General features: G+C 72.8%; 20 protein-coding genes. 4 read left to right on the top strand and 16 right to left on the bottom strand.

Translation table 11 applies throughout. From position 1 onward, the window contains the following. The 8 genes from hpnH to QBL21_RS15455 all read right to left on the bottom strand — a co-directional run bounded on the left by hpnH (position 1) and on the right by QBL21_RS15455 (position 9,397). Positions 1-1,041, bottom strand: coding sequence for an adenosyl-hopene transferase HpnH (gene hpnH, locus QBL21_RS15490; protein ID WP_407562770.1), 1,041 nt, complete (start codon positions 1,039-1,041; stop codon positions 1-3). After that, on the bottom strand, positions 1,041-1,706 hold the full coding sequence (locus QBL21_RS15485; protein WP_407562769.1) for a 1-hydroxy-2-methyl-2-butenyl 4-diphosphate reductase: 666 nt from the start codon (positions 1,704-1,706) through the stop codon (positions 1,041-1,043). The genes hpnH and QBL21_RS15485 overlap by 1 nt, the downstream gene beginning before the upstream one ends. Further along, positions 1,706-3,739 (bottom strand): squalene--hopene cyclase, encoded by a 2,034-nt coding sequence (shc, locus tag QBL21_RS15480; protein WP_407562768.1) that lies wholly within the window; start codon positions 3,737-3,739, stop codon positions 1,706-1,708. The genes QBL21_RS15485 and shc overlap by 1 nt, the downstream gene beginning before the upstream one ends. Before the next feature lie 49 nt (positions 3,740-3,788). Continuing rightward, a complete protein-coding gene (locus QBL21_RS15475) occupies positions 3,789-4,883 on the bottom strand; it encodes a polyprenyl synthetase family protein (RefSeq protein ID WP_407562767.1) in 1,095 nt (364 codons plus the stop codon). Between the two features lie 23 nt (positions 4,884-4,906). Then, entirely contained in the window at positions 4,907-6,355 is a 1,449-nt protein-coding gene (gene hpnE, locus QBL21_RS15470; RefSeq protein WP_407562766.1) for a hydroxysqualene dehydroxylase HpnE, read from the bottom strand. A gap of 220 nt (positions 6,356-6,575) precedes the next feature. Further along, complete coding sequence (gene hpnD / locus QBL21_RS15465; RefSeq protein WP_407562765.1) at positions 6,576-7,511, bottom strand: presqualene diphosphate synthase HpnD; 936 nt, start codon at positions 7,509-7,511, stop codon at positions 6,576-6,578. Between the two features lie 7 nt (positions 7,512-7,518). Then, positions 7,519-8,415 (bottom strand): squalene synthase HpnC, encoded by an 897-nt coding sequence (gene hpnC / locus QBL21_RS15460; RefSeq protein ID WP_407562764.1) that lies wholly within the window; start codon positions 8,413-8,415, stop codon positions 7,519-7,521. A gap of 322 nt (positions 8,416-8,737) precedes the next feature. Then, the gene (locus tag QBL21_RS15455; protein WP_407562763.1) at positions 8,738-9,397 is read right to left on the bottom strand and encodes a TetR/AcrR family transcriptional regulator; all 660 of its coding nucleotides are present in this window, start codon (positions 9,395-9,397) and stop codon (positions 8,738-8,740) included. Positions 9,398-9,481: 84 nt separating this feature from the next. On the opposite strand from QBL21_RS15455, the gene QBL21_RS15450 reads away from it, so the two are divergent. Further along, the gene (locus QBL21_RS15450; protein WP_407562762.1) at positions 9,482-11,701 is read left to right on the top strand and encodes an MMPL family transporter; all 2,220 of its coding nucleotides are present in this window, start codon (positions 9,482-9,484) and stop codon (positions 11,699-11,701) included. 66 nt (positions 11,702-11,767) lie between these two features. On the opposite strand, the gene QBL21_RS15445 is transcribed toward QBL21_RS15450, so the two are convergent. From QBL21_RS15445 to QBL21_RS15415, 7 genes are read right to left on the bottom strand one after another with little or no spacing between them, the layout of a single operon-like run. Beyond that, positions 11,768-12,580, bottom strand: a complete 813-nt coding sequence (locus QBL21_RS15445; protein ID WP_407562761.1) for an ABC transporter ATP-binding protein — start codon at positions 12,578-12,580, stop codon at positions 11,768-11,770. After that, a complete protein-coding gene (locus QBL21_RS15440; RefSeq protein ID WP_407566440.1) occupies positions 12,567-13,478 on the bottom strand; it encodes an ABC transporter permease in 912 nt (303 codons plus the stop codon). The genes QBL21_RS15445 and QBL21_RS15440 overlap by 14 nt, the downstream gene beginning before the upstream one ends. 58 nt (positions 13,479-13,536) lie before the next feature. After that, positions 13,537-14,460, bottom strand: a complete 924-nt coding sequence (locus QBL21_RS15435; RefSeq protein ID WP_407562760.1) for a glycosyltransferase family 2 protein — start codon at positions 14,458-14,460, stop codon at positions 13,537-13,539. Positions 14,461-14,465: 5 nt separating this feature from the next. Beyond that, the gene (locus QBL21_RS15430) at positions 14,466-15,245 is read right to left on the bottom strand and encodes a CDP-alcohol phosphatidyltransferase family protein (protein ID WP_407562759.1); all 780 of its coding nucleotides are present in this window, start codon (positions 15,243-15,245) and stop codon (positions 14,466-14,468) included. Next, entirely contained in the window at positions 15,223-16,287 is a 1,065-nt protein-coding gene (locus tag QBL21_RS15425) for an iron-containing alcohol dehydrogenase family protein (protein WP_407562758.1), read from the bottom strand. The genes QBL21_RS15430 and QBL21_RS15425 overlap by 23 nt, the downstream gene beginning before the upstream one ends. Next, entirely contained in the window at positions 16,275-17,012 is a 738-nt protein-coding gene (locus QBL21_RS15420; RefSeq protein ID WP_407562757.1) for a sugar phosphate nucleotidyltransferase, read from the bottom strand. Before QBL21_RS15420 ends, QBL21_RS15425 begins: the two co-directional genes overlap by 13 nt. After that, entirely contained in the window at positions 17,009-18,814 is a 1,806-nt protein-coding gene (locus tag QBL21_RS15415) for a DUF5941 domain-containing protein (protein WP_407566439.1), read from the bottom strand. The genes QBL21_RS15420 and QBL21_RS15415 overlap by 4 nt, the downstream gene beginning before the upstream one ends. Positions 18,815-19,001: 187 nt before the next feature. Between QBL21_RS15415 and galE the strand changes: the two genes are divergently transcribed. The 3 genes from galE to idi all read left to right on the top strand — a co-directional run bounded on the left by galE (position 19,002) and on the right by idi (position 21,746). After that, positions 19,002-19,988, top strand: coding sequence for a UDP-glucose 4-epimerase GalE (galE, locus tag QBL21_RS15410; RefSeq protein ID WP_407562756.1), 987 nt, complete (start codon positions 19,002-19,004; stop codon positions 19,986-19,988). A 159-nt stretch (positions 19,989-20,147) separates the two neighbouring features. Beyond that, the gene (locus QBL21_RS15405; RefSeq protein WP_407562755.1) at positions 20,148-21,077 is read left to right on the top strand and encodes a cation diffusion facilitator family transporter; all 930 of its coding nucleotides are present in this window, start codon (positions 20,148-20,150) and stop codon (positions 21,075-21,077) included. Between the two features lie 108 nt (positions 21,078-21,185). Beyond that, positions 21,186-21,746 (top strand): isopentenyl-diphosphate Delta-isomerase, encoded by a 561-nt coding sequence (idi, locus tag QBL21_RS15400; RefSeq protein ID WP_407562754.1) that lies wholly within the window; start codon positions 21,186-21,188, stop codon positions 21,744-21,746. Here the strand turns inward: idi and QBL21_RS15395 are convergent. Beyond that, the gene (locus tag QBL21_RS15395) at positions 21,679-22,209 is read right to left on the bottom strand and encodes an ATP-binding protein (RefSeq protein ID WP_407562753.1); all 531 of its coding nucleotides are present in this window, start codon (positions 22,207-22,209) and stop codon (positions 21,679-21,681) included. The genes idi and QBL21_RS15395 overlap by 68 nt on opposite strands. Between the last annotated feature and the right edge of the window lie 151 nt (positions 22,210-22,360).

The following is a 22,360-nucleotide window of genomic DNA, read 5'->3' as shown; positions in this document are numbered from 1 at the left end:
TCATGCTCCTCCCCCTCGGATGCGGTTGCCGCCGACCGTCTCCCGCGCGGCGCGCAGCGACTCCTTCAGGGACGACGTGGTGGCGAGGATGGAGGTGGGCTCGTAGCCGCAGTGGGCCATGCAGTTGGCGCACCGGGGGTCGCGGCCCCGGCCGTACTTCTCCCAGTCGGTGTCCTCGACCAGCTCCCGGTACGTCGGCACGTAGCCGTCGCTCATCAGGTAGCAGGGGCGCTGCCAGCCGAAGAGCGAGTAGTTGGGGATGGCCCAGGCGGTGCACGGGAAGTCGACCTTGCCCTCCAGGAAGTCCAGGAAGAGCGGGCTGTGGTTGAGCCGCCAGCGCTTGCGGTTGCCGCCGGCGAACGCCTTCTTGAACAGCTCGCGGGTCTGCTCGACGCCGAGGAAGTGCTCCTGGTCGGGCGCCTTCTCGTAGGCGTACGCCGGGGAGATCATCATCTCGTCGACCTTGAGGTCGTCGTTGAGGAAGTCGAGGACCTCGACGACGGTCTGCGGGGTGTCGGTGTTGAAGAAGGTGGAGTTCGTGGTGACGCGGAAGCCGCGCCGCTTCGCCTCCTTCATCGCCTCCACGGCCTCGTCGAAGACGCCTTCCTTGGCGACCGACTCGTCGTGCCGCTCGCGCAGCCCGTCGATGTGCACGGCGAAGGCGAAGTAGGGCGAGGGCTCGAACTTGTCGAGCTTCTTGCGCAGCAGCATGGCGTTGGTGCACAGGAAGACGAACTTCCTGCGGGCCACGAGCTGCCGCACGATCTCGTCGATCTGCGGGTGCATCAGCGGCTCGCCGCCCGCGATCGAGACCATCGGCGCGCCCGACTCCAGCACGGCGCCGACCGCCTGGGCCACCGGCATGCGTTGCTTGAGCACGCCCGCGGGATGCTGGATCTTGCCGCAGCCTTCGCACTTGAGATTGCAGGCGAAGAGGGGTTCCAACTCGACGATCAGCGGGAACTTCTCCCGTCGCTTGATCGTCCGCTGCGAGAAGAGATAACCGGCAACCTTGAGCGACTGTCGCAGTGGCATGGCCATTAGGTTTGCCTCCTGGTGATCATCACATGACGGTGCCATTCAGAAAATGCAGGAAGAACTGAGCTGAGCACGCGGTACGCGGTGATGCCACCGCGCAGCGTTCCGAAACGGACGAGTTCATGCTCGGGCGCGTCCACGACCACCCGGACGGCGGCAACCGGCCGGTTCCCGGGGGACGCCGTCGCCGTGCGCAGGGTCGCCGCGGACTCCATGTCGACCGCCACCGCGCCGCGCTCGCGCAGCCGGGCCCGGCCGGCCGCGCCGCGTACGACGTGGTCGGTGCCCAGCAGCAGCCCGGTGTGCACCCGGGTGTCGAGCAGCGCGAGGGCGTCGAGCAGCGGCCCGTTGTCCGGGCAGCCGGTGGTCTCGGCGCCCTCCCGGTCGGCCCGTACGGCATCGGCGACGACGACGTCGCCGGGGCGCATGTCCGGGAGCAGCCCGGCGCAGAAGCCGGCGGCGATCACGGGCGCGCCGTGGAAGGGGTCCTCCGCGAGCCGGCGGGTCACGGCCCGCTCGGCCCGCTGGGGTCCCATCCCGGTGCGCAGCACCGCGACCGGACCCGCGTCGCCGGCCGTGCCCTCGGCGGGCCCGGTGCCCGACCGGAGTGCCCGGCGCTCGATGCCGAGCGCGCAGACCACGAGCAGCGGCGCGGGTGAGTCGGGCATCAGACCTCCCGGCCGTCACCGGCGGCCGGCGTCAGGCCGGCGGTCGCGGACAGGTAGCGGCCGAGTGCGGTGAGCGGGAAGACCATCCGGTACAGGTGGTAGTTGATGGAGAAGTCCCACGGGAAGCCGGTGCCGGTGAACTGCGGCTCGTCCCAGGACCCGTCGGGCAGTTGGGTACGGGCCAGCCAGGCCACGCCGCGCCCCACGGCCGCGCTGTCGTGCTCGCCGGCGGCCAGCAGCGCGAGCAGCGCCCAGCCGGTCTGCGAGGCGGTGGAGTCGCCGCGGGCGATCCACTTCGCGTCGGGGTAGGAGCGCAGGTCCTCGCCCCAGCCGCCGTCGTCGTTCTGCACGTTCTCCAGCCAGGTGACCGCCCGCCGGATCGCCGGGTGCGAGGCGGGCAGCCCGGCGGCGACGAGTGCGGGCACCGCGGAGCCCGTGCCGTACACGTAGTTGACGCCCCAGCGGCCGAACCAGCCGCCGGCCGCCTCCTGCTCGGCGAGCAGCCAGGCGACGCCGCGGCGCGCGTGCGGGTCGTCGCCGAGCTTCTCGCCGGCCAGCATCTCCACGACGTGCGCGGTGACGTCGGCCGACGGGGGGTCGACGACCTCGCCGAAGTCGCAGAACGGCAGCTTGTTGGGGAGCGCCGAGGTGTTGTCCGCGTCGAACGCGCCCCAGGCGCCGTTCTTCGACTGCATGCCCGCCAGCCAGCGCACGGCGCGCTCCACGGCGGCGTCGACGCGCGCCTGGTCGGGGTGCGCGACGCGGCGCAGGGCGAGGACGACCTCGGCGGTGTCGTCGGTGTCGGGGTAGTTGTCGTTGTGGAACTCGAACGCCCAGCCGCCGGGGGCGAGGCCGGGGCGGCGTACGGACCAGTCGCCGGTGGCCAGCACCTGTTCGGCGAGCATCCAGTCGGCGGCCTTGACGAGCTGCGGGTGGTCGGCGGGCACGCCGGCGTCGACGAGCGCGATGGTCGCCAGACAGGTGTCCCAGACCGGGGACTGGCACGCCTCGATCATCCGGACCGGGCCGTCGTCGCGCGCGTCGCCCGGCTCGCCCGCGGCTTCCGCGTCCGCCGCCGTCTTCTCCGTGCCGTCGGTCCAGACCGCGAAGCGGTCGAGCGACTCCAGGCCGGCCTTGAGCACCGGGTGGTCGAGGTCGTAGCCGAGGAGGTGCAGTGCGATCACGGAGTAGACGGCGGGGGGCTGGATGCCGCCCCAGCAGCCGTCGCTCTCCTGGCGCTCGATGATCCATCGGGCGCAACTGCGCAGCGCCGCCTTGCGCAGCGGGCGCAGCGCGACCTTGCGGTACGCGTGCAGCGCCCGGTCCAGCCGCTGGAAGAGGCCGTCCCAGGTCGCGGGCGAGGCGCGCGGGCGGGGCGGGACGGGGTCGCCGGGGTCGGTGTGCAGTTCGTCGAGGGTGAACGGGCCGGGGCGCACGGGGCGTTTGGCGGAGACGACGGTCAGCGGCACGATGGTCTGCCGGGCCCAGCAGCCGAAGTCGTAGATGTTCAGCGGGAACCAGGACGGCAGGTAGATCAGCTCGGGCGGCAGCTCGGGCAGGTCGTCCCAGCGCCACCAGCCGAAGAGTGCGAGCCAGATGCGGGTGAAGACCCGGGTGGCGGCGATGCCGCCGTGCGCGCGCACCCAGGCGGCGGCCCGCGCCATGTGCTCCTCGTCGGGCGCGTCGCCGGCGAGCCGCAGCGCGACGTAAGCCTCGACGGTCGCGGAGAGGTCGCCGGGGCCGCCGTAGAACGTCGCCCAGGCGCCGTCGGGGCCCTGCTCGCGGCGGACGAAGCGGGCGGCGGCCCGGGTGGTGTGCTCGTCGCGTACGCCCAGGAACTCGCGGAGCAGCAGGTCCTCGGCGTCCATGGTGACGTTGGTCTCCAGGTCGCCCTTCCACCAGCCCTCGACGTCCTGCCGGCCGAGGAGGTTGGCGCTCGCCCGCTCGACCGCCTGCCGGGCGGCCAGTAAGGCCGCCGCCGCCCCTGCGGGGGCGGTGTCGGTTGCGTTGCCGCCATCGGCAGTGGCTTTCATGCACACCCCTTTCGAAGGGACGTCCGGACGCGGGGCCCGGGCGTCGGTGTCAGTGCCGGCGTACGACGACGAAGTCGGCGAGCGCGACGAACCGTTCACGGATGTCGTCGGGCAGCTTCACCCCGTCCAGCGAGGCCAGAGCGGTCTCGTGCTGCCTTCGCGCCTCCTCCTGAGTCCACCGGCGCCCCCCGGCTTCTTCGATCAACGCGGCCCGGGCCGCGAATTCTTCCTCGTTGAAGCCGTTTTCCGCATCGGTATTTCCGTCATCGGCACGTTTGGCGTCGGCGGCGAGCATCGTCGCCAGTTCGGCGGAGGCCGGTCCGCCGGCCGCGAGCGCCGCGCACACGGGCAGGGACTTCTTGCGCTGGCGCAGATCGCTCCAGGTCTGCTTGCCGGTGACGGCGGGCTCGCCCCAGATGCCGAGCACGTCGTCCACGGCCTGGAAGGCGAGGCCCAGATGGAGGCCGTAGCGCTCCAGCGCGTCGGCGGCCTCGTCGCCCGCGCCGCCGAGCACGGCGCCGACGGAGCAGGCGCAGGCCAGCAGCGCGCCGGTCTTGTTGCCCTCCATCTCCAGGCACTCGGCGACGGTGACGCTCTCGCGGTGTTCGTACGCGATGTCCTGCGCCTGGCCGTCGATGAGCTTGCGGGTGGCGGTGTTGAGCCGGCGGGCGGCGCGCGCGCCCTCGGGCGTGCCCAGCTCCAGCAGCAGTTCGCCGGCGAGTGCGAAGAGGGCGTCGCCGACGAGGATGGCCTGCGCGGGGCCGTGCACCTTCCACACCGTGTCGCGGTGGCGCCGCTGCTCGTCGCCGTCCATCAGGTCGTCGTGCAGGAGGGAGAAGTTGTGCACCAGCTCGACCGCGACGGCACCGGGGACGCCCGTCTCGGCGGAGGCGCCGGCGGCTTCGGCGGCGAGCAGCGAGAGGAGGGGGCGTACGGCCTTGCCGCTGTCCCCCTCGGCGGGGTTGCCGTGGGCGTCGATCCAGCCGAAGTGGTAGGCGGCGACGGTGTCCATGGGAGGTACGAGCCGGTCGACCACGGAGCGCAGCACGGGGTTCGTCAGCTCCCGGGCGTGGTCCAGCAGGGCCAGCACTGCGGCGGCGCCGGGGGTGGCCGCGGTGGCGGTGTCCGGTTCGGGACGGGGCACGTTCTCTCCTCCGATGACGGATCTCAAACTGCTTCCAGCAGGTTCCGCGGCACTTCTCGACCCAGGACGCCGAGGGTCTCGCGGACCGCGGCGAGGCCGCTGAGCACGGCGCTCTCCATGGTCGCGGGCCATCCGGTGGCGGTCCACGCGCCCGCAAGTGCGAGGCCGGGCAGGTGGGTTCCGGGACCCGGGCGCAGCCGGCCGACGCCCGGGGTCGGGGCGAAGGTCGCGGTGCGCTCGCGGGTGACGAAGAAGTCGCGTACCTCGGCGCCGCGGGCGTCGGGCAGCAGCTTCGCCAGCTCGGGGAGGTAACGCTCGCGCAGTTCGCCGACGGGCCGCTCGATGTCGTCCTGCGCGGCGGACTGGGAGACCGCCACGTACTGGCCGCCCCGGCCGCCGGGGGTGCGGGCGAGGCCGGAGGCGTCCGTGCGGTCGAAGATCCACTGCACGGGGGTGCCGATGGCGGCGACGAACGGGGAGTGCAGCACGCGGCGGTCGTAGACGACATGGAGGTTGAGGATGGGGGCCGTGCCGATCCGGAGCAGCCGGTCCTTGTGGTCGAGCGCGCCCGCGGGCAGCAGTCCGTGCGCCTCGCGCTGCGGTACGGCGAGGACCACGGCGTCGGCGTCGAGCGGCGCGGCGCCGGGGGCACCCGCGCGTTCGGGTCCGGCGGCCACGTCGACCTGCCAGCCGCCGCCGGGGGTACGGCGCAGCTCGGTGGCCCGGGTGCGCAGCAGGATGCGTACGCCGGACCGCTCCAGCCGGCGGCGGGCGAGCGTGTCGTGCAGCTCGCCGAGCGGCACGCGGGCCCAGCCGATGTCGGCGGCGCCGCGCTCGGTGAGCAGCCCGGTCCTGAACACCATCGCGGCCAGCCCCAGCGAGACCTGGGGGGCGAAGGCGTTGAGGGTGGCGACGCCGACCATGTCCCACAGCGCCGAGACCGCGCGGGGCGACTGCCCGTGCCGGTGCAGCCAGCTCGCGAAGTCCACGCCGTCCAGGGCGGGGTCCGCGGGGTCGAGCCGCCGCATCGCCAGCGCGGCGCGGCCCACGCTCGCGCGCTCCGCGAGCGAGAGGTGCGGGTAGCGGGCGAGCCCGGCGGCCAGGTGCAGCGGCACGGGCAGGCCGGAGCGGCCGAGCCGGCCGGTGCGCGGCCCGGGTCCCCTGCGGGCCGGTGCGGCGGCGTCGAGGACGGGCACGTCCAGGCGCTCCTGGAGCGGCGCGAGTCGAGCGCCGCCGACCTCGTCGAGGAACCACCGGTAGGCGGTGCAGCAACGCAGGTAGACGTGCTGGCCGTTGTCGACGCTGAGGTCGCCGCGGCGGAAGGAGAAGGCGAGCCCGCCCAGGCGCGGCCGGCCTTCGAGGAGCGTGACCTCGACGCCGGCGTCGGCGAGTCCCATCGCGGCGGTCATCCCGGCCAGGCCGCCGCCGACCACCACGGCCCGCGGCCGTCTCTCCGGGCCGGCGTCAGCCATCACCGGCCACCTCCCCACCCGTGTCGACACGCACTATGTCTGGCCCGCGACGCCGCGCCGCACACCTTGTCCTGCCACGGCGCACACCCCTGCGCCCCGTGCGCCGCGGCGCACGCCGAGGGCGCCACCGAGCGCTCCCGATCCGTCTCGCGCGCCGCGTTTACGGGCCCGCCCTGCCGTACGTGCGGCAGGGCCGCCGCGCCCGCCGCGGGGGCGGGTGTCACCGGGACCTCCGGCTCGCCTGCCGGGCGTCGACGCCGGCCAGGCCGCGGACCGCGACGTACGCCTTCTCCCGGCCCGGCAGCGACACCCGCCCGCGCAGCACGGCTTCGGGGTCCGCGGCGATCCGCTCCAGCAGCCGGTGGTAGATCCCGGCCATCGCCGCGACGCAGGCGCCGCTGCGCCGGTCGAGCATGGGCAGCAGCCGGTAGCCGTCGGCGAAGAGCGCGCGGGCCCGGCGCACCTCGTACTGCACGAGGCCGGGGAAGTCCGAGCCGGGTGGCGCCGTGGCGCCGTGGAAGCCCGTGGAGCAGCCGAACTTGGCCAGGTCGACCGCCGGCAGGTAGCTGCGGCCCTCGGCGGCGTCCTCGCGCAGGTCCCGCAGGATGTTCGTCAGTTGGAGCGCGAGCCCGAGCGTGTCGGCGTAGCCGGGGGCGCGTTCGGAGTGCCGCGCGCCGGGGACGGTGCCGAACACGCCCAGCGAGAGCCGCCCGATGGCGCCGGCCACGCAGCGGCAGTAGTCCTTCAGGTCCTCCCAGGTCTCGTACTCCTCGCCGCGCACGTCGGCGACGACGCCGTCGATCAGCTCGTCGAGACCGCCGAGCGGGATCGGGAACCGGCGTGCGGCGTGCGCGAGGGCCACCGCGACGGGGTCGGTGTCGTCCTCGGCCACCCGGCCGGCCCGGATCCGGTCGAGCTGCCGCCGGGTGTCCTCCAGCCGGGCGCGCTTGGCGTCGGGCGGCAGCTCGCCGTCGCCGATGTCGTCCACGCGGCGCGAGAACGCGTAGAGCGCGGACATCGCCAGCCGCTTGTCGTACGGCAGGAGTCTGATGCCGTACGCGAAGTTCCGGGCCTGCTGGCCGGTGACGGCCTCGCAGTACCGGTACGCGGTGAGCACCGGTGCGGATGCGTAGGCCGCGCGCGACGATGTGGTCACGGTGCGGTCACCCCTCTCGTCGCAGGGTCGACCCCACCTCGCGCAGCAGCCTGCGCCGGGTGGGCTTCGGGGGTCCGGGGAGCACGTCGTGGCCGGCGGCGGCGACGGCGGCGAGCGCCGCGCGCCCGCCGGCCACGAAGCCGGCGAGCAGCAGTCGCAGCCGGCCGCGCACGCTGGCGACGAGGGGCGCGCCCTCGTCGAGGAGCCGGGCGGCGCGGTCGGCCTCGTACCGGATCAGGGCGCGCACCGGTTCGCCGGCACGGGGCCGGGCGAGGTCCGCTTCGGTGACGCCGAAGCGGCGCATGTCCTCGGCCGGGAGGTAGATGCGGTCCCGGCCCAGGTCCTCGGCGACGTCCTGGAGGTGCTCGACGATCTGCAAGGCGGTGCAGATCGCGTCCGAACGCCGGATGCGCTCGGGACTCTCGGTGCCGGTCACGGCGAGGACCAGCCGGCCGACCGGGTTGGCGGACAGCTCGCAGTAGCCCTCCAGCTCGGCGTACGTCTCGTAGCGCCGCACCTTCTGGTCCTGCCGGTTGGCCTGGAGGAGACCGTGGAACGGCTGCGGGGACAGCCGGTGGCGGCGGACGGTGGGCCGCAGCCGGCGCAGCAGGGGGTGGCCGGGGACCGCGCCGGGGGTGAAGACCCGGTCCAGGTCGGCCTCCAGCGCGTCGAGGAGCGCGAGCGGGTCGTCGGCCTCGTCGGGGCCCAGGCCCAGCGCGGCGGCGTCGGCGCCGCCGGGGGCCAGATCGCCGTCGCCGATGTCGTCGACGAGCCGGGCGTAGCCGTAGAGCGCCATGAGGTCGTCGCGCCAGGCACGGGGCAGGAAGAACGGCGCCACGGGGAAGTTCTCGTCGGCGGCCTGGCCGAGTACGGCGCGCGACGGAGCGTCGTCCGCCGTGGTCACCGGCGACTGCCCTGGGTCGACGCCCCCGGGGCGCAGACGGCGGGCGCGCTTTCGAGCTGGGGTTTCGTCTTCGCCAATGCCGTCACGCCTCCCGTTCTACACCGCGTACCCAGATGTGCCCATTCCGGACACGCCGCCGCCGGCGTCGTGACCCCGAGCAGGTCCGGGGCGACCCCCAAGCTCCCTTATCGCCCCACATGCCGCCAAACAGCACCGGTCCAGCGTACGCCGTACAGGACGAAGACGCGGCATGCGGTGGTCACCTCAGTCACCATGCGCGCGAAGAAGTGCGAAACGCCGTCCTGCGCAAGGCGTTTGCCGGTCACACGGTGAGGCCGTGCAGGATCGTGTTGAGCGTGCGGGTGACGATCGCGTCCCGCTGCGGGGGCGGCAGGTCGTGCAGCGGCCCGTCGAGGATCAGCATGGCGAGCCCGTGCACCGCGGACCAGGCGGCGAACTCCGCGCCCGTCCGCGAGCCCGGCCGCATCACGCCGGCGGCGTCGAGCGCCTCCATGGCGCCGACGAGCAGCCGGAAGGAGCGGGCGTCGCCCGGCCGCAGCTCCGCGGCCCCGCCGTCCTCGGTCCACTTCTCTTGGTCGGGTCCGACCCGGCAGAAGGCGGTGCGGTACATCCCCGGCTCGCCGACCGCGAAGCGGACGTAGCCGAGGCCGAGGGCCATCAGCCGGGCCTTGGCGGCCCCGGCCGGGTCGCCGCCGGGGGGCGGCGCGGTCTCGGCGATCGCCTTCTCCATGGAGTCCGCCAGCCGCCGCTGGCCCTCGTCCTTGACGGCCTGGAGGAGGTCGGCCTGGTTGGCGAAGTGGCGGTACGCGGCCGTCGGCGACACGCCGACGCGCCGGGCCGCCTCGCGCAGCACCACCGCCTCGGGCCCGCCGCCGCGGGCCAGCTCCGAAGCCGCGTCGACCAGCGCGTTGCGCAGGTCGCCGTGGTGGTATCCGGCCTTACCGCCCCTGACCTCGCTCATAGTCGCATCATGCCTCATGTTGACAGCATTAACATCACCTGCAAGGCTCATGTTAACGCTATAAACATTGGGAAGGGGAGCACCGTGCTGACACGCATTGCGGAGCTCGTACTGCGCAGGACCCGGCTCGTGCTCACGCTCGCCGCCGTCGCGGTCGTCGCCATGGCCGCGCTCGGCTTCGGCGCCTTCGGCAAGCTCAGCGGCGGCGGCTTCAGCGATCCGGGATCGCCGTCGAGCAAGGCGCAGGAGGTGATCGACGACAGATTCGGGGGCGATACGAACCTGGTCCTGCTCGTCTCCGCCGAGTCCGGAGGGCCCGGCGGGGACGCGGCCCGCGAACGCGGGCAGCAGGTGACCGAGGGGCTGCGGGCGGAGTCCGACGTCGGCAGCGTCATGTCGTACTGGGACCGCGGCGGCGAGGGACTGACCTCCAGGGACGGGAGCCAGGCCCTCGTCCTCGCCCATGTCGCCGGCGGCGACGAGAAGGAGGCCGACCACGCCAAGGAGCTGACGGACGAGTACACCGGCACCCGCGACGGCGTCACCGTCCGGGCCGGCGGCGGGGCCGCGGTGAGCAACGACGTGTCCACGCAGGTCGCCGCCGACCTGGCGCTGGCCGAGGCGATCGCCGTACCCGTCACCCTCGTGCTGCTGGTCCTCGCCTTCGGCAGCATCGTCGCGGCGCTGCTGCCGCTGGCGATCGGCCTGGTCGCCATCTTCGGCACGTTCGCCGAGCTGTGGGTGCTGGGCAGCCTCACCGACGTCTCGGTGTTCTCGGTCAACCTCACCATCGCGCTCGGCCTCGGGCTGGGCATCGACTACGGGCTGCTGCTGGTCAGCCGGTTCCGCGAGCAGTTGACCGCGGGCGACGAGGTGCCGCAGGCCATCCGGCGCACGGTGGCGACCGCGGGCCGTACGATCGCGTTCTCCTCCGCGACGATCGTCGCGGCCCTCGCCGCGCTGCTGGTCTTCCCGCAGTACTTCCTGCGCTCCTTCGCCTACGCCGGCATCGGCGTCGTGGCCATCGCCGCGATCAGCGCGCTGGTGATCATCCCCGCGCTGCTCGCCGTCCTCGGCCACCGCGTCAACGGCGGCCGGGTGCCGGGCGCCCGGGCCATGCGCCGCACCGACGCGCCGCTGTGGGGCCGCGTCGCGGGCGCCGTCATGCGCCGCCCCGCGCTCACCGCGCTGCCGGTGCTCGGCCTGCTGCTGCTGGCCGCCTCCCCGCTGCTGGGCGTCAGCTACGGCACCCCGGACGAGCGGGTGCTCCCGGAGAGCGCGCAGAGCCGGCAGGTGGCCACCGCGCTGCGCGAGGACTTCGCCGTCGACGACAGCACCGCGATCGACGTCGTCACCACCGGCGCCGTCGCCGGGCCCGACCTCGCTCGTTACGCCACCGAGCTGTCCCGGCTGGACGGCGTCGCCCGGGTCGACGCGAGCAACGGCTCGTACGCCGACGGCGCGGCCGGCCCCGCGAGCCCCGCCGCCGCCGGGCTCGGCCGGCCCGACGCCCAGCGGCTGACGGTCTCCGTCGAGCCGGCGCCCAAGTCGGGCGCGGCCCAGGAACTGGTCGGGGACGTCCGCGCGGTGCCCGCGCCGGGCGGCGTGGAGACCCTGGTCGGCGGCACCGACGCGGAACTCGTCGATGCCAAGGACAGCATCGGCAGCCGGCTGCCGCTCGCCGTCGGGATGGTCCTGATCACGACGTTCGTGCTGCTGTTCCTCTTCACCGGCAGCGTCGTCCAGCCGCTGCGCGCGGTCGTCCTCAACGCCGTCAGCCTGGCCGCGGCCATGGGCGCGATGGTGTGGATCTTCCAGGACGGCCACCTCAGCGGGCTGCTCGGCTTCACGCCGCAGCCGATGGACACGGCGATGACCGTGCTGATGTTCTGCATCGCCTTCGGCCTGTCCATGGACTACGAGGTCTTCCTCACCAGCCGGATCAAGGAGCTGCACGACGCGGGCGCGGACCCGGCCACGGCGGTGACCAGCGGGCTGGCCCGTACCGGCCGGATCGTGACGATGGCCGCGGGGCTGCTGGCCGTCAGCTTCTTCGCCTTCGGCACCGGCGAGGTCAGCTTCCTCCAGATGTTCGGCCTGGGCAGCGGGCTCGCCATCCTCATCGACGCGATCGCGGTGCGCGGCGTACTGGTGCCGGCCGCGATGCGGCTGCTGGGCGGGCGCGCGTGGTACGCGCCGCGCTGGCTGCGCCGGGTGCACGCGCGGGTGGGCCTGAGCGAGGCCCGGCCGGGTCCCGCCGCCGGGCCCGAGCGGAAGCCGGAGCACACCCCCGCGGGGGTGTAGCACGCGGGACGTACGCGAAGGGCCCCGCCGCGCGACGCGGCGGGGCCCTTCGGCGCGTACGCGCGACTACCGCTTGGAGAACTCCTGGTACTCCTTCAGCACGTCGTCCGTCGCCCCGTCCATCACCAACTCGCCCTTCTCCAGCCACAGCACCCGGTCGCAGGTGTCGCGGATGGACTTGTTGGTGTGGCTGACCAGGAACACCGTGCCGGCCTGCTTGCGCAGCTCGCGCAGCCGGGCCTCGGAGCGCTTGCGGAACCTCAAGTCGCCGGTGGCCAGGGCCTCGTCGATCATCAGCACCTCGTGGTCCTTGGCCGCGGCGATGGAGAACCGCAGCCGCGCCGCCATGCCGGAGGAGTACGTCCGCATGGGCAGGGTGATGAAGTCGCCCTTCTCGTTTATGCCGGAGAAGTCGACGATGCTCTGGTACCGCTCGCGGATCTGGTCGCGGGTCATGCCCATCGCCAGCCCGCCGAGCATCACGTTCCGCTCGCCGGTCAGGTCGTTCATCAGCGCCGCGTTGACGCCGAGCAGCGAGGGCTGGCCGTTGGTGTACACCCGGCCGCTGTGCGCGGGCAGCACGCCCGCGATGGCCTTCAGCAGCGTCGACTTGCCGGAGCCGTTGGAGCCGATCAGGCCGATGGCCTGGCCGCGGTACGCCGTGAAGCTCACCCCGCGCACCGCGTGCACCTCGCGCACCCGGTCCTGCTTCTCCCGGCGCAGGATGCGGTTGAGCGCGGCGGAGCCGCTGCCCTTGCCGCGGTTGCCGCCCAGCACCCGGTAGACGATGTGCAGGTCGTCCGCGATGACCGTCGGCACCCGCCCGGCATCCGGGGCGTCGGACTCGGCGCGGCTCGTCGGATGTTCAGCCACGGCCATAACGCTCCTCAGCCTTCCAGAAGAACACGAACCCGAACGCCCCGATCACGACGGCCCAGCCGAGCGCCAGCAGCCAGACGTGCGGCGGCATGTTGTTCTGGCTGTAGTCCCCCATCAGGACGAACCTCATGAGGTCCATGTATACCGCGGCCGGGTTCATCGCGATGAGGTCGGCGGCCCACTTCGGGGCGTTCGCCCGGTCCACCAGCATGTGGTGCAGCGGGAACATCACCCCGGAGCCGTACATCCAGGTGCGCAGGATGAACGGCATCACCTGCGCCAGGTCGGGCGAGTCACTGCCCAGCCTGGCGAAGATCATCGCCAGCCCCGCGTTGAAGAGGTACTGGAGCGCCAGGATCACCGGCACCAGCAGCCACGTCCAGATGGGGAAGTAGCCGAAGCCCAGCAGGAACGCCGCCATCACGATCATCGAGTACAGCAACTGCTGGAGCTGCTGGAGCGAGAAGGAGATCGGGAGCGCGGCGCGCGGGAAGTGCAGCGCCCGCACCAGGCCCAGGTTCCCCGAGATCGAGCGGACCCCCGACATCACCGACTGCTGCGTGAACGTCCACACGAACACACCCGTCACCAGGAACGGGATGTACTCGCTCATCGGCATGCCGCCGCGACCGCCGAGCAGGATGCCGAAGATGAAGAAGAACACCGTGGCGTTCAGCAGCGGTGTCAGCACCTGCCACATCTGCCCCAGCTTCGCCTTGCTGTACTGCGCGGTGAGCTTGGCGCGCGAGAAGGTCAGGATGAAGTGGCGGCGTGCCCAGAGCTGCCGCACGTACTCGGGCAGTCCGGGTCGCGCGCCGCTCACCGAGAGGCCGTACTTGGCGGCCAGCTCGGCCGGGGACAGCCCGTCGTCGGGATGGCGCTTGGGCGGAGCGCCCACTGCCGTATCGCTCACAGTCGGTAACTTTCGTCCTCAGACACTCAACGGTACGAGCTTGTCAGATCACCGGCGGTCGTCCCAGCCGGGTCAGCCGCCACACCGTACGCCACTTCATGGGCCGGCGCGGCCCGCACGGCGCACGCCAGCCCTCTCGGAAGCCTACGAGCCATGATTTCAGCACAGCCGGCGAGGGGCTGCGCGCCACTGTGAGCAGGAACCAGACACCGAGATAGACCGGGACGAGCGGAACGGGCAGGTTCCGGCGGGCCAGCCAGACCCGGTTGCGGGCCACGTTGTGGTGGTACGTGGCGTGCCTGCTGGGCGGCATCGTCGGGTGGTGCAGCACCATGTCGGCGCGGTAGTCGATGTGCCAGCCCGCGTCGAGCGCCCGCCAGGCGAGGTCGGTCTCCTCGTGGGCGTAGAAGAAGTCGTCCGGCAGCCCGCCGACCTCCTGGAACACCGCCGTACGCACCGCGTTGGCGCCGCCGAGGAACGTGGTGACGCGCGAGGAGCGCATCGGGTCGGAGGCGCGCAGCCGGGGCACGTGCCGGCGCTGCGTGACCCCGGTCTCGGGGTCGGCGATACGGAAGCTGACGATGCCCAGGCGCGGGTCGGCGGCGAACGCCTCGCGCACCAGCCGGGCGGTGTCCTGTTGTGGCAGAAGACCGTCGTCGTCGAGGAAGAGCAGCACGTCGACGTCCCGGCCGCCGTCGCCGAACGCCTCGATGCCGACGTTGCGCCCGCCGGGGATGCCCAGGTTCTCGGGCAGCTCCACGACCCGTACGCCCTGCGGGATGTTCGGCACGGTGACGCCCTGGGCGACGACGACCACCTCGACCGGCGCACCGTCCTGCTTGGCGACCGACTCCAGCAGCGCGCGCAGCTCATCGGGGCGCTGCCCCATGGTGATCACGACGGCGCCGACCCGGATGTCCTCCGCGCTCGCCGCCTCCGGCCGCCGGGGCTGGTGTTCATATGTCATTCGGCTCACCGCAACCTGCTGGAGGCCAGAATGCTGACCAGGTGAAGGAGGGTCTGGACCATCGCTATCGCGGCGAGCACGGCGACACCGAGCCGGGAGAAGTACAGGTCCCCCTTGATCAGGTCGAGGATCGCCAGCAGGAGGATGACGAGTGACGCCTCGATCCCCAGGATCAGCCGGTGGAACTTCAGCGCCGACGCCGCCTTGCGGGCCACGGCGACTCCCGACGAGCGCGGCTCGGCCGCGGACTCCTTGACCGGCGGCAGACCCTGCTGGTGGCGGGCGACGCCGACGAGGTCGGTCTCCGCCTTGATCAGCACGGCGCCGAGCGCGGCCAGGGTGCCCAGGAAGGCCCAGAGCCAGTCGACGGAACCGTCGCCCCAGGGGTCGGCGGCGCGCAGGCCGAAGCCGACGAGCACAGCGGCGTCGCAGAGGTACGCGCCGACCCGGTCGAGGTACACGCCGCCGATGGAGAACTGCTGCTTCCAGCGGGCGACCTCCCCGTCGACGCAGTCGAGCAGCAGGTACATCTGGACCATGAGCACGCCCAGCAGGGCCCCGGGGATCCCGGGGACCAGCAGCGCCGGCGCGGCGAGGACGCCGGCCAGGGTCATGACGTACGTGAGTTGGTTGGGCGTCACCCGGGTGTTCACCAGGTGCCGGTCGACGCGCAGCGAGATCTCGCGCATGTACAGGCGGCCGGCCCAGTGTTCCCCGCTGCGCCGGTCCTTCACCCCCGCGGGGTGGACCACGGGACGTAGCTCAGCTACCGATGGCTTTGGCATAGTCGGCGTAGGCGTCTCTGATCTCGTCGGCGGACAGGTCGAGGTGTTCGAGGATCGTGTACCGGCCGGGCCGGGTCTGCGGCGCGAACTCGATGGCCTTCGCGAACTCGTCGTCCGTGAAGCCGATGTCGTCGGCCAGCACGGGCAGCCCGTGCCGGCGCAGCACCTGCGCCATCAGCAGCGCCGTCTCCCGGTCGCCGCGCAGGAAGGTGGCGAAGGTCCCGCCGATACCGCACTGCTCGCCGTGGAGCGCGCAGCGCTTCGGATACAGCAGGTCGAAGGCGTGGCTGATCTCGTGGCAGGCGCCGGAGGCCGGGCGGCTGTCGCCGGCCACCGACATCGCGATGCCGCAGAGCACCAGCGCCTCGGCGAGGATGACGAGGAAGTCGTCGTCGCCGATCCCGCCGGGGTGGCGCAGCACCGAGTTGCCGGCGCTGCGGGCCATCGCGGCGGCGAGCCCGTCGATGGGCTCGGCGGTCTCGCGGTGGGACAGCTCCCAGTCGGCGACCGCGGACAGCTTGCACGTCACGTCGCCGATGCCGGCGCGGACGAAGCGGGCCGGGGCCTCGCGGATGACGTCGAGGTCGATGACGATCGCGATGGGGTTCGGCACGCCGTACGAGCCGCGGCCGGCGTCGTTGTCGAGCGTGGAGACCGGCGAGCAGAGGCCGTCGTTGGCGAGGTTGGTGGCCACGGCGACCATCGGCAGGCCGACGCGCGCGGCGGCGTACTTCGCGGAGTCGATGACCTTGCCGCCGCCGAGGCCGACGACGGCGTCGTAGCGGCCGGTGCGCTTGATGGAGTCGGCCAGCCGCACGGCGCCGTCGATGGTGCCGTCGGCGTCGGCGAACCAGTCGGCGCCGGGCAGCGCCGGCGCGAACCGGTCGCGCAGCGCCTGCCCGGAGCGCGGGCTGATGGCGAAGGCGAGCCGGCCGGAAGGCGCGACGCGCTGGTCGGAGAGGAGGTCTGCGAGGTCGTCCAGCGCCCCGGCCCGGATGTCGACCGTCAGCGGCGACGGGATCAGGCGGGTCAGTACCGGCACGCGATCTCCCTGCCCTTGGCGAGGTCGTCGTGGTTGTCGATCTCGACCCAGGCGATGTCGCCGATGGGCGCGACGTCGATCTTGAAGCCCCGGTTGACCAGCTCCTGGTAGCCGTCCTCGTAGTAGAGGTCGGGGTCGCGCTCGAAGGTGGTCTTCAGCGCGTCGGCCAGCTCGTCCGCGGCCGAGCCCTCGATGAGGGTGACGCCGATGTACTCGCCGGTGGCCGTGGCCGGGTCCATCAGCTTGGTGATCCGCTGGACGCCCTTGTCGGGGTCGGCGACGACCTTCATCTCCTCGTCGGCGAGCTGCTTGACCGTGTCGAGGGCGAGGATGATCTTCTTGTCGCCGCCGCGGGCGGCGAGCAGGGTCTTCTCGACGGAGACGGGGTGGACCGTGTCGCCGTTGGCGAGGATCACGTCGTGTCTGACCGAGTCCCGGCCGCACCACAGGGAGTAGGCGTTGTTCCACTCCTCGGCCTTGTCGTTGTCGATCAGGGTGAGCTTCAGCCCGTACCTGCGCTCCAGGGCCTCCTTGCGCTCGTACACGGCCTCCTTGCGGTAGCCGACGATGATCGCCGCCTCGGTGAACCCGATCTCGGCGAAGTTGCCGAGGGTGAGGTCGAGGACGGTGGTCTCCCCGTCGACGGGCACCAGGGCCTTCGGCAGGGTGTCGGTGTAGGGGCGCAGACGCCGTCCGGCGCCGGCGGCCAGCACGAGGCCGATCATGCGGGTTCTCCTGTTTCGTCGTGTACTGCGGGGGCTCCGGAGGAGACCCAGAAGCGGATGCTCTCGGTGAGCACCACCAGTGCCACGGCCACGGCGATGGCCGCGAGCGCGAACGTGAAGCCTGTGCCTGTCAGCAGGGCCGCCGCCAGCGTGACCGCCAGCGCCCGTCCCTCGTGCCCGCCGATCGCCCGCACCAGGAGGCGCGGGGGCGCACCCGTGCCGCCGCGGATGCGGTACACGGTGTCGTAGTGATGGTAGGCGACCGCGGCCACCAGTCCGAAAGCCGCGGGAAGCGCTCCGTTCACCTCGGAGCGGGCCGCGAGGGCGAGGACGAGGCCGTACTCCGAGGCCCGGAAGACCGGCGGCACGAGCCAGTCCAGCGGGCCGGCGAGCGGCCGGGCGACGGCGAGTGCCGAGGTCAGGACGTAGCAGACGGCGCCTATGAGCGGCCACCAGGTGCCGTACGGCGTGAAGAGCGCCAGCGCCACGAGGAGCGCGCCGCCGGCGGCGGCGACGGCGGGGGTGGCGTACGACGGCAGGGAGCGCACGGGGGCGCGCAGGGAGCGGGCGGCGGCCTCGGCGAGCGGGCCGGTGTCGGTCAGCGCGTCCAGGGCCCTGAGGGCCTGCTCGCTGCGCGGGACGCGGCGCTTGAGTGAGCGCAGCACGCGGCCCGCGGTGGTGTACGAGGCGGCGAGCCCCATGCCGACGAGCAGGACGGTGAAGACGACGCGGGGGGTGGTGACCGCGGTGAGCACCGCGATCAGCGCCCAGCGCTCGCCGATCGGCAGCACCACCATGCGGCGCAGCCACACGGTCCAGCCGAGCCGGTCGAGCCGGTCGGAGAGCGCGGCGGTGGGGCTGTGGTTGGTCGTCGCGGCGGTGGTGCCGGCGATGGACTCGTTGAAGGCGAAGTCCACGACGTGCCGGCAGATCTGGAGCACCATGGCGCCCAGCGCGAGGGCCCACACGTCGTCGCCGTCGGCGTTGGCGGCGCCGATGGCCAGGCCCGCGAAGTAGGCGTACTCCTTGGCGCGGTCGAAGGTGGCGTCGAGCCAGGCGCCCATCGTGGAGTACTGGAGCGAGTAGCGGGCGAGCTGGCCGTCGGTGCAGTCCAGCACGAAGGACAGCAGCAGCAGCACGCCGGCGGCGACGAAGCCGCCGCGGGTGCCGGTGGCCGCGCAGCCGGCGGCGAGCACGGCGGTGGCCAGGGAGGCGGTGGTGACCTGGTTCGGGGTGAGTCCGCGGCGGGCGCACCAGCGGGCCAGGTAGCGCGAGTAGGGGCTGATGAAGAAGGTGGTGAAGAAGCCGTCGCGGCTCTTGACCGCGGCCCGCAGCCGGGCCTTCTCCTCGTCCACGGCGGCGACCGCGTCCGTCGCCCGCGCCCGTGCCAGGGCGTCCTCGGGTACGGCCGCCACCAGCACGCCCAGCTCCGGCCGGGCCAGCGGCTCCCCGGAGTCGGCGAGCTGCGCGGCGGTCTGCTCGGCGACGCCGTCGAGGGTGCGGCTGCGCATCACGGCGCGGGCGAGTGCGGTACGGGCCGCGGGCGTCCGCACCGCGACCACGCCGGGTACGGCCGCGCCGGAGAAGCGGGGGTCGGCCAGCGTGAGGCGCAGGCTGTGCCGGTGGCCGACGAAGCGGCTGTCGACGAGCGCGACCCGGCCGTCCGCGGGCAGCAGCGCGAGGACGGTGGCGGCGTCGGCCACGTCCGCGGCGGTGCGCACGTCGTCGTAGCCCAGCGACCCGAGGTCGCTCTCCAGGGGTGACCCGGGGACGGGCGGGCCGATCAGGATTGCGGTCCGCAGACGAACTCACTCCTTGGCAAGGGGGCGGCAGGCGGGACCGCCCCTCCCCCGTCCGGCCGGGCGGCTGTCGGCAGAGGTTAGCGGATCCCTGGAACCGTGGGTTCACCGCCCGTTCTCCTCGACCGGGTGGCGATCATCATTTCGCAGCCCGCACCCGTGCTCCAAACCGGGGCGGTAGTGTTCCGGCATGACGTGGTTGATCACCGGCGGGGCCGGTTACATCGGCGCGCATGTCGTGCGGGCCATGGCGGGTGCCGGGGAGCGGGTCGTCGTGCTGGACGACGTGTCCACGGGCAACCCGGCCCGGCTGCCCGCGGACGTACCGCTGGTGCGCGGCACGTTCCTGGACCGGCTGCTGCTCGACCGCACCTTCGCCGAGTACGACGTCACGGGCGTGCTGCACCTGGCGGCGAAGAAGCAGGTCGGCGAGTCCGTGGAGCAGCCGCTCTCGTACTACCGGGAGAACGTGCACGGCCTGGGCGTGCTGCTGGAGGCCGTGGTGGCCGCGGGCGTCCGCCGCTTCGTGCTCTCCTCCTCCGCGGCCGTCTACGGCATGCCCGACGTCGACCTCGTCACCGAGGACACCCCCTGCCGGCCGATCAACCCGTACGGCGAGACCAAGCTGGCCGGCGAGTGGCTGCTGCGGGCCACCGGCCGCGCCCACGGGCTGGCCACGGCCTGTCTGCGCTACTTCAACGTCGCCGGCGCCGCCGCCCCGGAGCTGGCGGACACCGGGGTCTTCAACGTGGTCCCGATGTTCTTCGAGCGGCTGACGGCGCACGAGCCGATGCGGATCTTCGGCGACGACTACCCCACCCCCGACGGCACCTGCATCCGCGACTACGTGCACGTCGTCGACCTCGCCGACGCCCACCTGGCGGCGGCCCGCCGCGTCGCCGCACCGGCCGTCTCCGGCGACCTGACGGTGAACCTCGGCAGCGGCACCGGCGTGTCGGTGCGGGAGCTGGCCGAGGTCGTCGCCGATGTCACGGGGCGCCGCGAGCACCCCCCGGTGGTCCGGCCCCGGCGCCCCGGGGACCCGGCCCGGGTGGTCGCGTCGTACGACCTGGCGGCCAAGGAGCTGGGCTGGCTCCCGCGGCTGGACGTGCGCGGCATGGTCGAGTCCGCCTGGGCGGGCTGGCTGCGCAGCCATCCGGCCGCGCGGCGCGGCTGACCAGCCGAGACGTCAGCAGGAGCGTTTCCGCAGGTCAGACGATGAAAACCGACTTCATGTCAAGGTTTGGCGATTACCTCCGGCGCGTAGTTCACTGAGATCGTCGGACGGGCACGAGAGCCTGTCGGCGACCGTCTCGGGAACCGGAGGGCACGCGGCATGGGTGCAGGGCACGACCATTCGCACGGGCCGGCCGGCGGTACGGCCTCCGCCGCGCACCGCGGACGGCTGCGCATCGCCCTGGCCCTCACGCTGTCGGTGCTGGGCCTCCAGGTGGTCGGCGGGGTGATCACCGGTTCGCTGGCGCTCGTCGCGGACGCCGGGCACATGGCGACCGACGTGGTCGGGCTCTCCATGGCGCTGCTGGCGATCCACTTCGCGAACCGGCCGACGAGCGAGCGCCGCACCTTCGGCTTCGCGCGGGCCGAGATCCTGGCGGCGCTGGCCAACTGCCTGCTGCTCTTCGGCGTCGGCGGCTACATCCTCTACCAGGCGGTGCGCCGCTTCATGGATCCGCCGGAGATCGAGGGCGGGCTGACCTTCGCGTTCGGTGCCGCGGGCCTGGTGGTCAACCTGATCTCGCTGGCGCTGCTGATGCGCGGCCGGCAGGAGAGCCTGAACGTGCGCGGCGCCTTCCTGGAGGTGCTGGCGGACGCGCTGGGGTCGGTCGCGGTCATCATCTCGGCGCTGGTCATCGTCACGACCGGCTGGCAGTACGCGGACCCGGTCGCCTCGCTCGCCATCGGCTCGATGATCATCCCGCGGACGTTCCGGCTGCTGCGCGAGGCGCTCGACGTGCTGCTGGAGGCGGCGCCGAAGGACGTGGACGTCTCCGAGGTGCGCACGCACATCCTCGCGCTGCCGGGCGTGGTGGAGCTGCACGATCTGCACGTGTGGACGATCACCTCCGGTATGCCGGTGATATCGGCGCACGTGGTGGTCAAGCCCGACGTGCTGGAGGCCGTGGGTCAGGAGAGGTTGCTGCACGATCTCCAGGGGTGCCTCGGTGATCACTTCGATGTCGACCACTGCACATTCCAGATCGAGCCCGTCGGACACGCCGAGCATGAGGCAAATCTCTGTCATTGAGCAGAGGCCGGTAAGGCAGACTGAATGAGGCGTCCCGTCGTTTCCGCCCGCCGCGGAGACCGGGGCGCCCCTGCACCGGACGCCGTAGATCGGACGCAAAGGATGGTCATGCCGGCCGCTACCACCGAAGAGATCCTGCTGGAGCTCGTCGACCAGGACGGGACCACGATCGGCACCGCGGAGAAGCTGTCCGCGCACCAGGCGCCCGGGCGGCTGCACCGGGCGTTCTCGGTCTTCCTCTTCGACACCGCCGGCCGGATGCTGATCCAGCAGCGCGCGCTGGGCAAGTACCACTCCCCCGGCGTGTGGTCCAACTCCTGCTGCGGCCACCCCTACCCCGGCGAGTCGCCGCTCGCCGCCGCGGCCCGCCGGACCTTCGAGGAGCTGGGCGCCTCGCCCGCGCTGCTCGCCGAGGCCGGGACGGTCACGTACCACCACCCGGACCCCGCCTCGGGGCTGGTGGAGCACGAGTACAACCACCTCTTCGCCGGGCTGCTGCGGGCCGAGGCCCGCCCGGACGCCGACGAGGTCGGCGCGGTCGCCTTCGTCACGCCGGACGAGCTGGTCAAGCGGCATGCCGAGGACCCGTTCTCGGCGTGGTTCATGACGGTGCTGGACGCGGCCAGGCCGGCCATCCGGGAGCTGACGGGGCCGGCATCCGGCTGGTGACGCCGCCGAGCGGGAGCGAGGCCCAGATCACCTTCCCGCCGTCGACGGTGTGCTGCACGTCGCAGGTGCCGCCCGCGTCGTTCGTGATCGTCTTGACCAGCAGCAGTCCCCGGCCGCCCGTCTCGTCGTCGTCCGCCTGGAGGGCCTTCGGGCGGTACGGGTGCTGGTCCGACACGGCGACGCGGACCCAGCCGGCGCTGACGGACAGCTCGACGCCGATCTCCGGGGACAGCACGGCGGCGTGCCGGACCGCGTTCGTCACCAGCTCCGAGACGATCAGCAGCACGCCCTGGAGCAGTTCGTCGCCGAGGGGCACGCGCTGCCGGACGAGGAGGTCGCGTACGGCGTGCCGGGACTGGGGGACGGAGGAGTCGAGCGCCGGGGCGTCGAACTTCCAGGTCCCCTCGTACGTCGCCGGGACCACCTGGCCGGGCTCGGGTCTCGGGCTTCCGCCGTCGTTCACCGCCGGCACCTGCTTTCGCCACCACTCACCCTCCGAGTGTTGGCAATCACCGGAGCTCAACCCCCCATCGCGCAGAACTTGACTGGCTTTCGTCACCTTCCGACCGGCTGCGTCGGCACCGGCCAGCGTTGAGATCGAAAAAATCGGTTGC

It is taken from the genome of Streptomyces sp. 184 (genome assembly GCF_045781775.1).
GTDB lineage: Bacteria > Actinomycetota > Actinomycetes > Streptomycetales > Streptomycetaceae > Streptomyces.
This window is presented reverse-complemented; position numbering and strand designations above follow the sequence as displayed.

What these genes read in the sequence shown, in the direction of transcription:
- hpnH (WP_407562770.1), bottom strand. Translation starts at nt 1,041, where the DNA reads ATGGCCATGCCACTGCGACAGTCGCTCAAGGTTGCCGGTTATCTCTTC.
- QBL21_RS15485 (WP_407562769.1), bottom strand. Translation starts at nt 1,706, where the DNA reads ATGCCCGACTCACCCGCGCCGCTGCTCGTGGTCTGCGCGCTCGGCATC.
- shc (WP_407562768.1), bottom strand. Translation starts at nt 3,739, where the DNA reads ATGAAAGCCACTGCCGATGGCGGCAACGCAACCGACACCGCCCCCGCA.
- hpnE (WP_407562766.1), bottom strand. Translation starts at nt 6,355, where the DNA reads ATGGCTGACGCCGGCCCGGAGAGACGGCCGCGGGCCGTGGTGGTCGGC.
- QBL21_RS15455 (WP_407562763.1), bottom strand. Translation starts at nt 9,397, where the DNA reads ATGAGCGAGGTCAGGGGCGGTAAGGCCGGATACCACCACGGCGACCTG.
- QBL21_RS15445 (WP_407562761.1), bottom strand. Translation starts at nt 12,580, where the DNA reads ATGGCCGTGGCTGAACATCCGACGAGCCGCGCCGAGTCCGACGCCCCG.
- QBL21_RS15435 (WP_407562760.1), bottom strand. Translation starts at nt 14,460, where the DNA reads ATGACATATGAACACCAGCCCCGGCGGCCGGAGGCGGCGAGCGCGGAG.
- QBL21_RS15430 (WP_407562759.1), bottom strand. Translation starts at nt 15,245, where the DNA reads ATGCCAAAGCCATCGGTAGCTGAGCTACGTCCCGTGGTCCACCCCGCG.
- QBL21_RS15420 (WP_407562757.1), bottom strand. Translation starts at nt 17,012, where the DNA reads ATGATCGGCCTCGTGCTGGCCGCCGGCGCCGGACGGCGTCTGCGCCCC.
- galE (WP_407562756.1), top strand. Translation starts at nt 19,002, where the DNA reads ATGACGTGGTTGATCACCGGCGGGGCCGGTTACATCGGCGCGCATGTC.
- QBL21_RS15405 (WP_407562755.1), top strand. Translation starts at nt 20,148, where the DNA reads ATGGGTGCAGGGCACGACCATTCGCACGGGCCGGCCGGCGGTACGGCC.
- idi (WP_407562754.1), top strand. Translation starts at nt 21,186, where the DNA reads ATGCCGGCCGCTACCACCGAAGAGATCCTGCTGGAGCTCGTCGACCAG.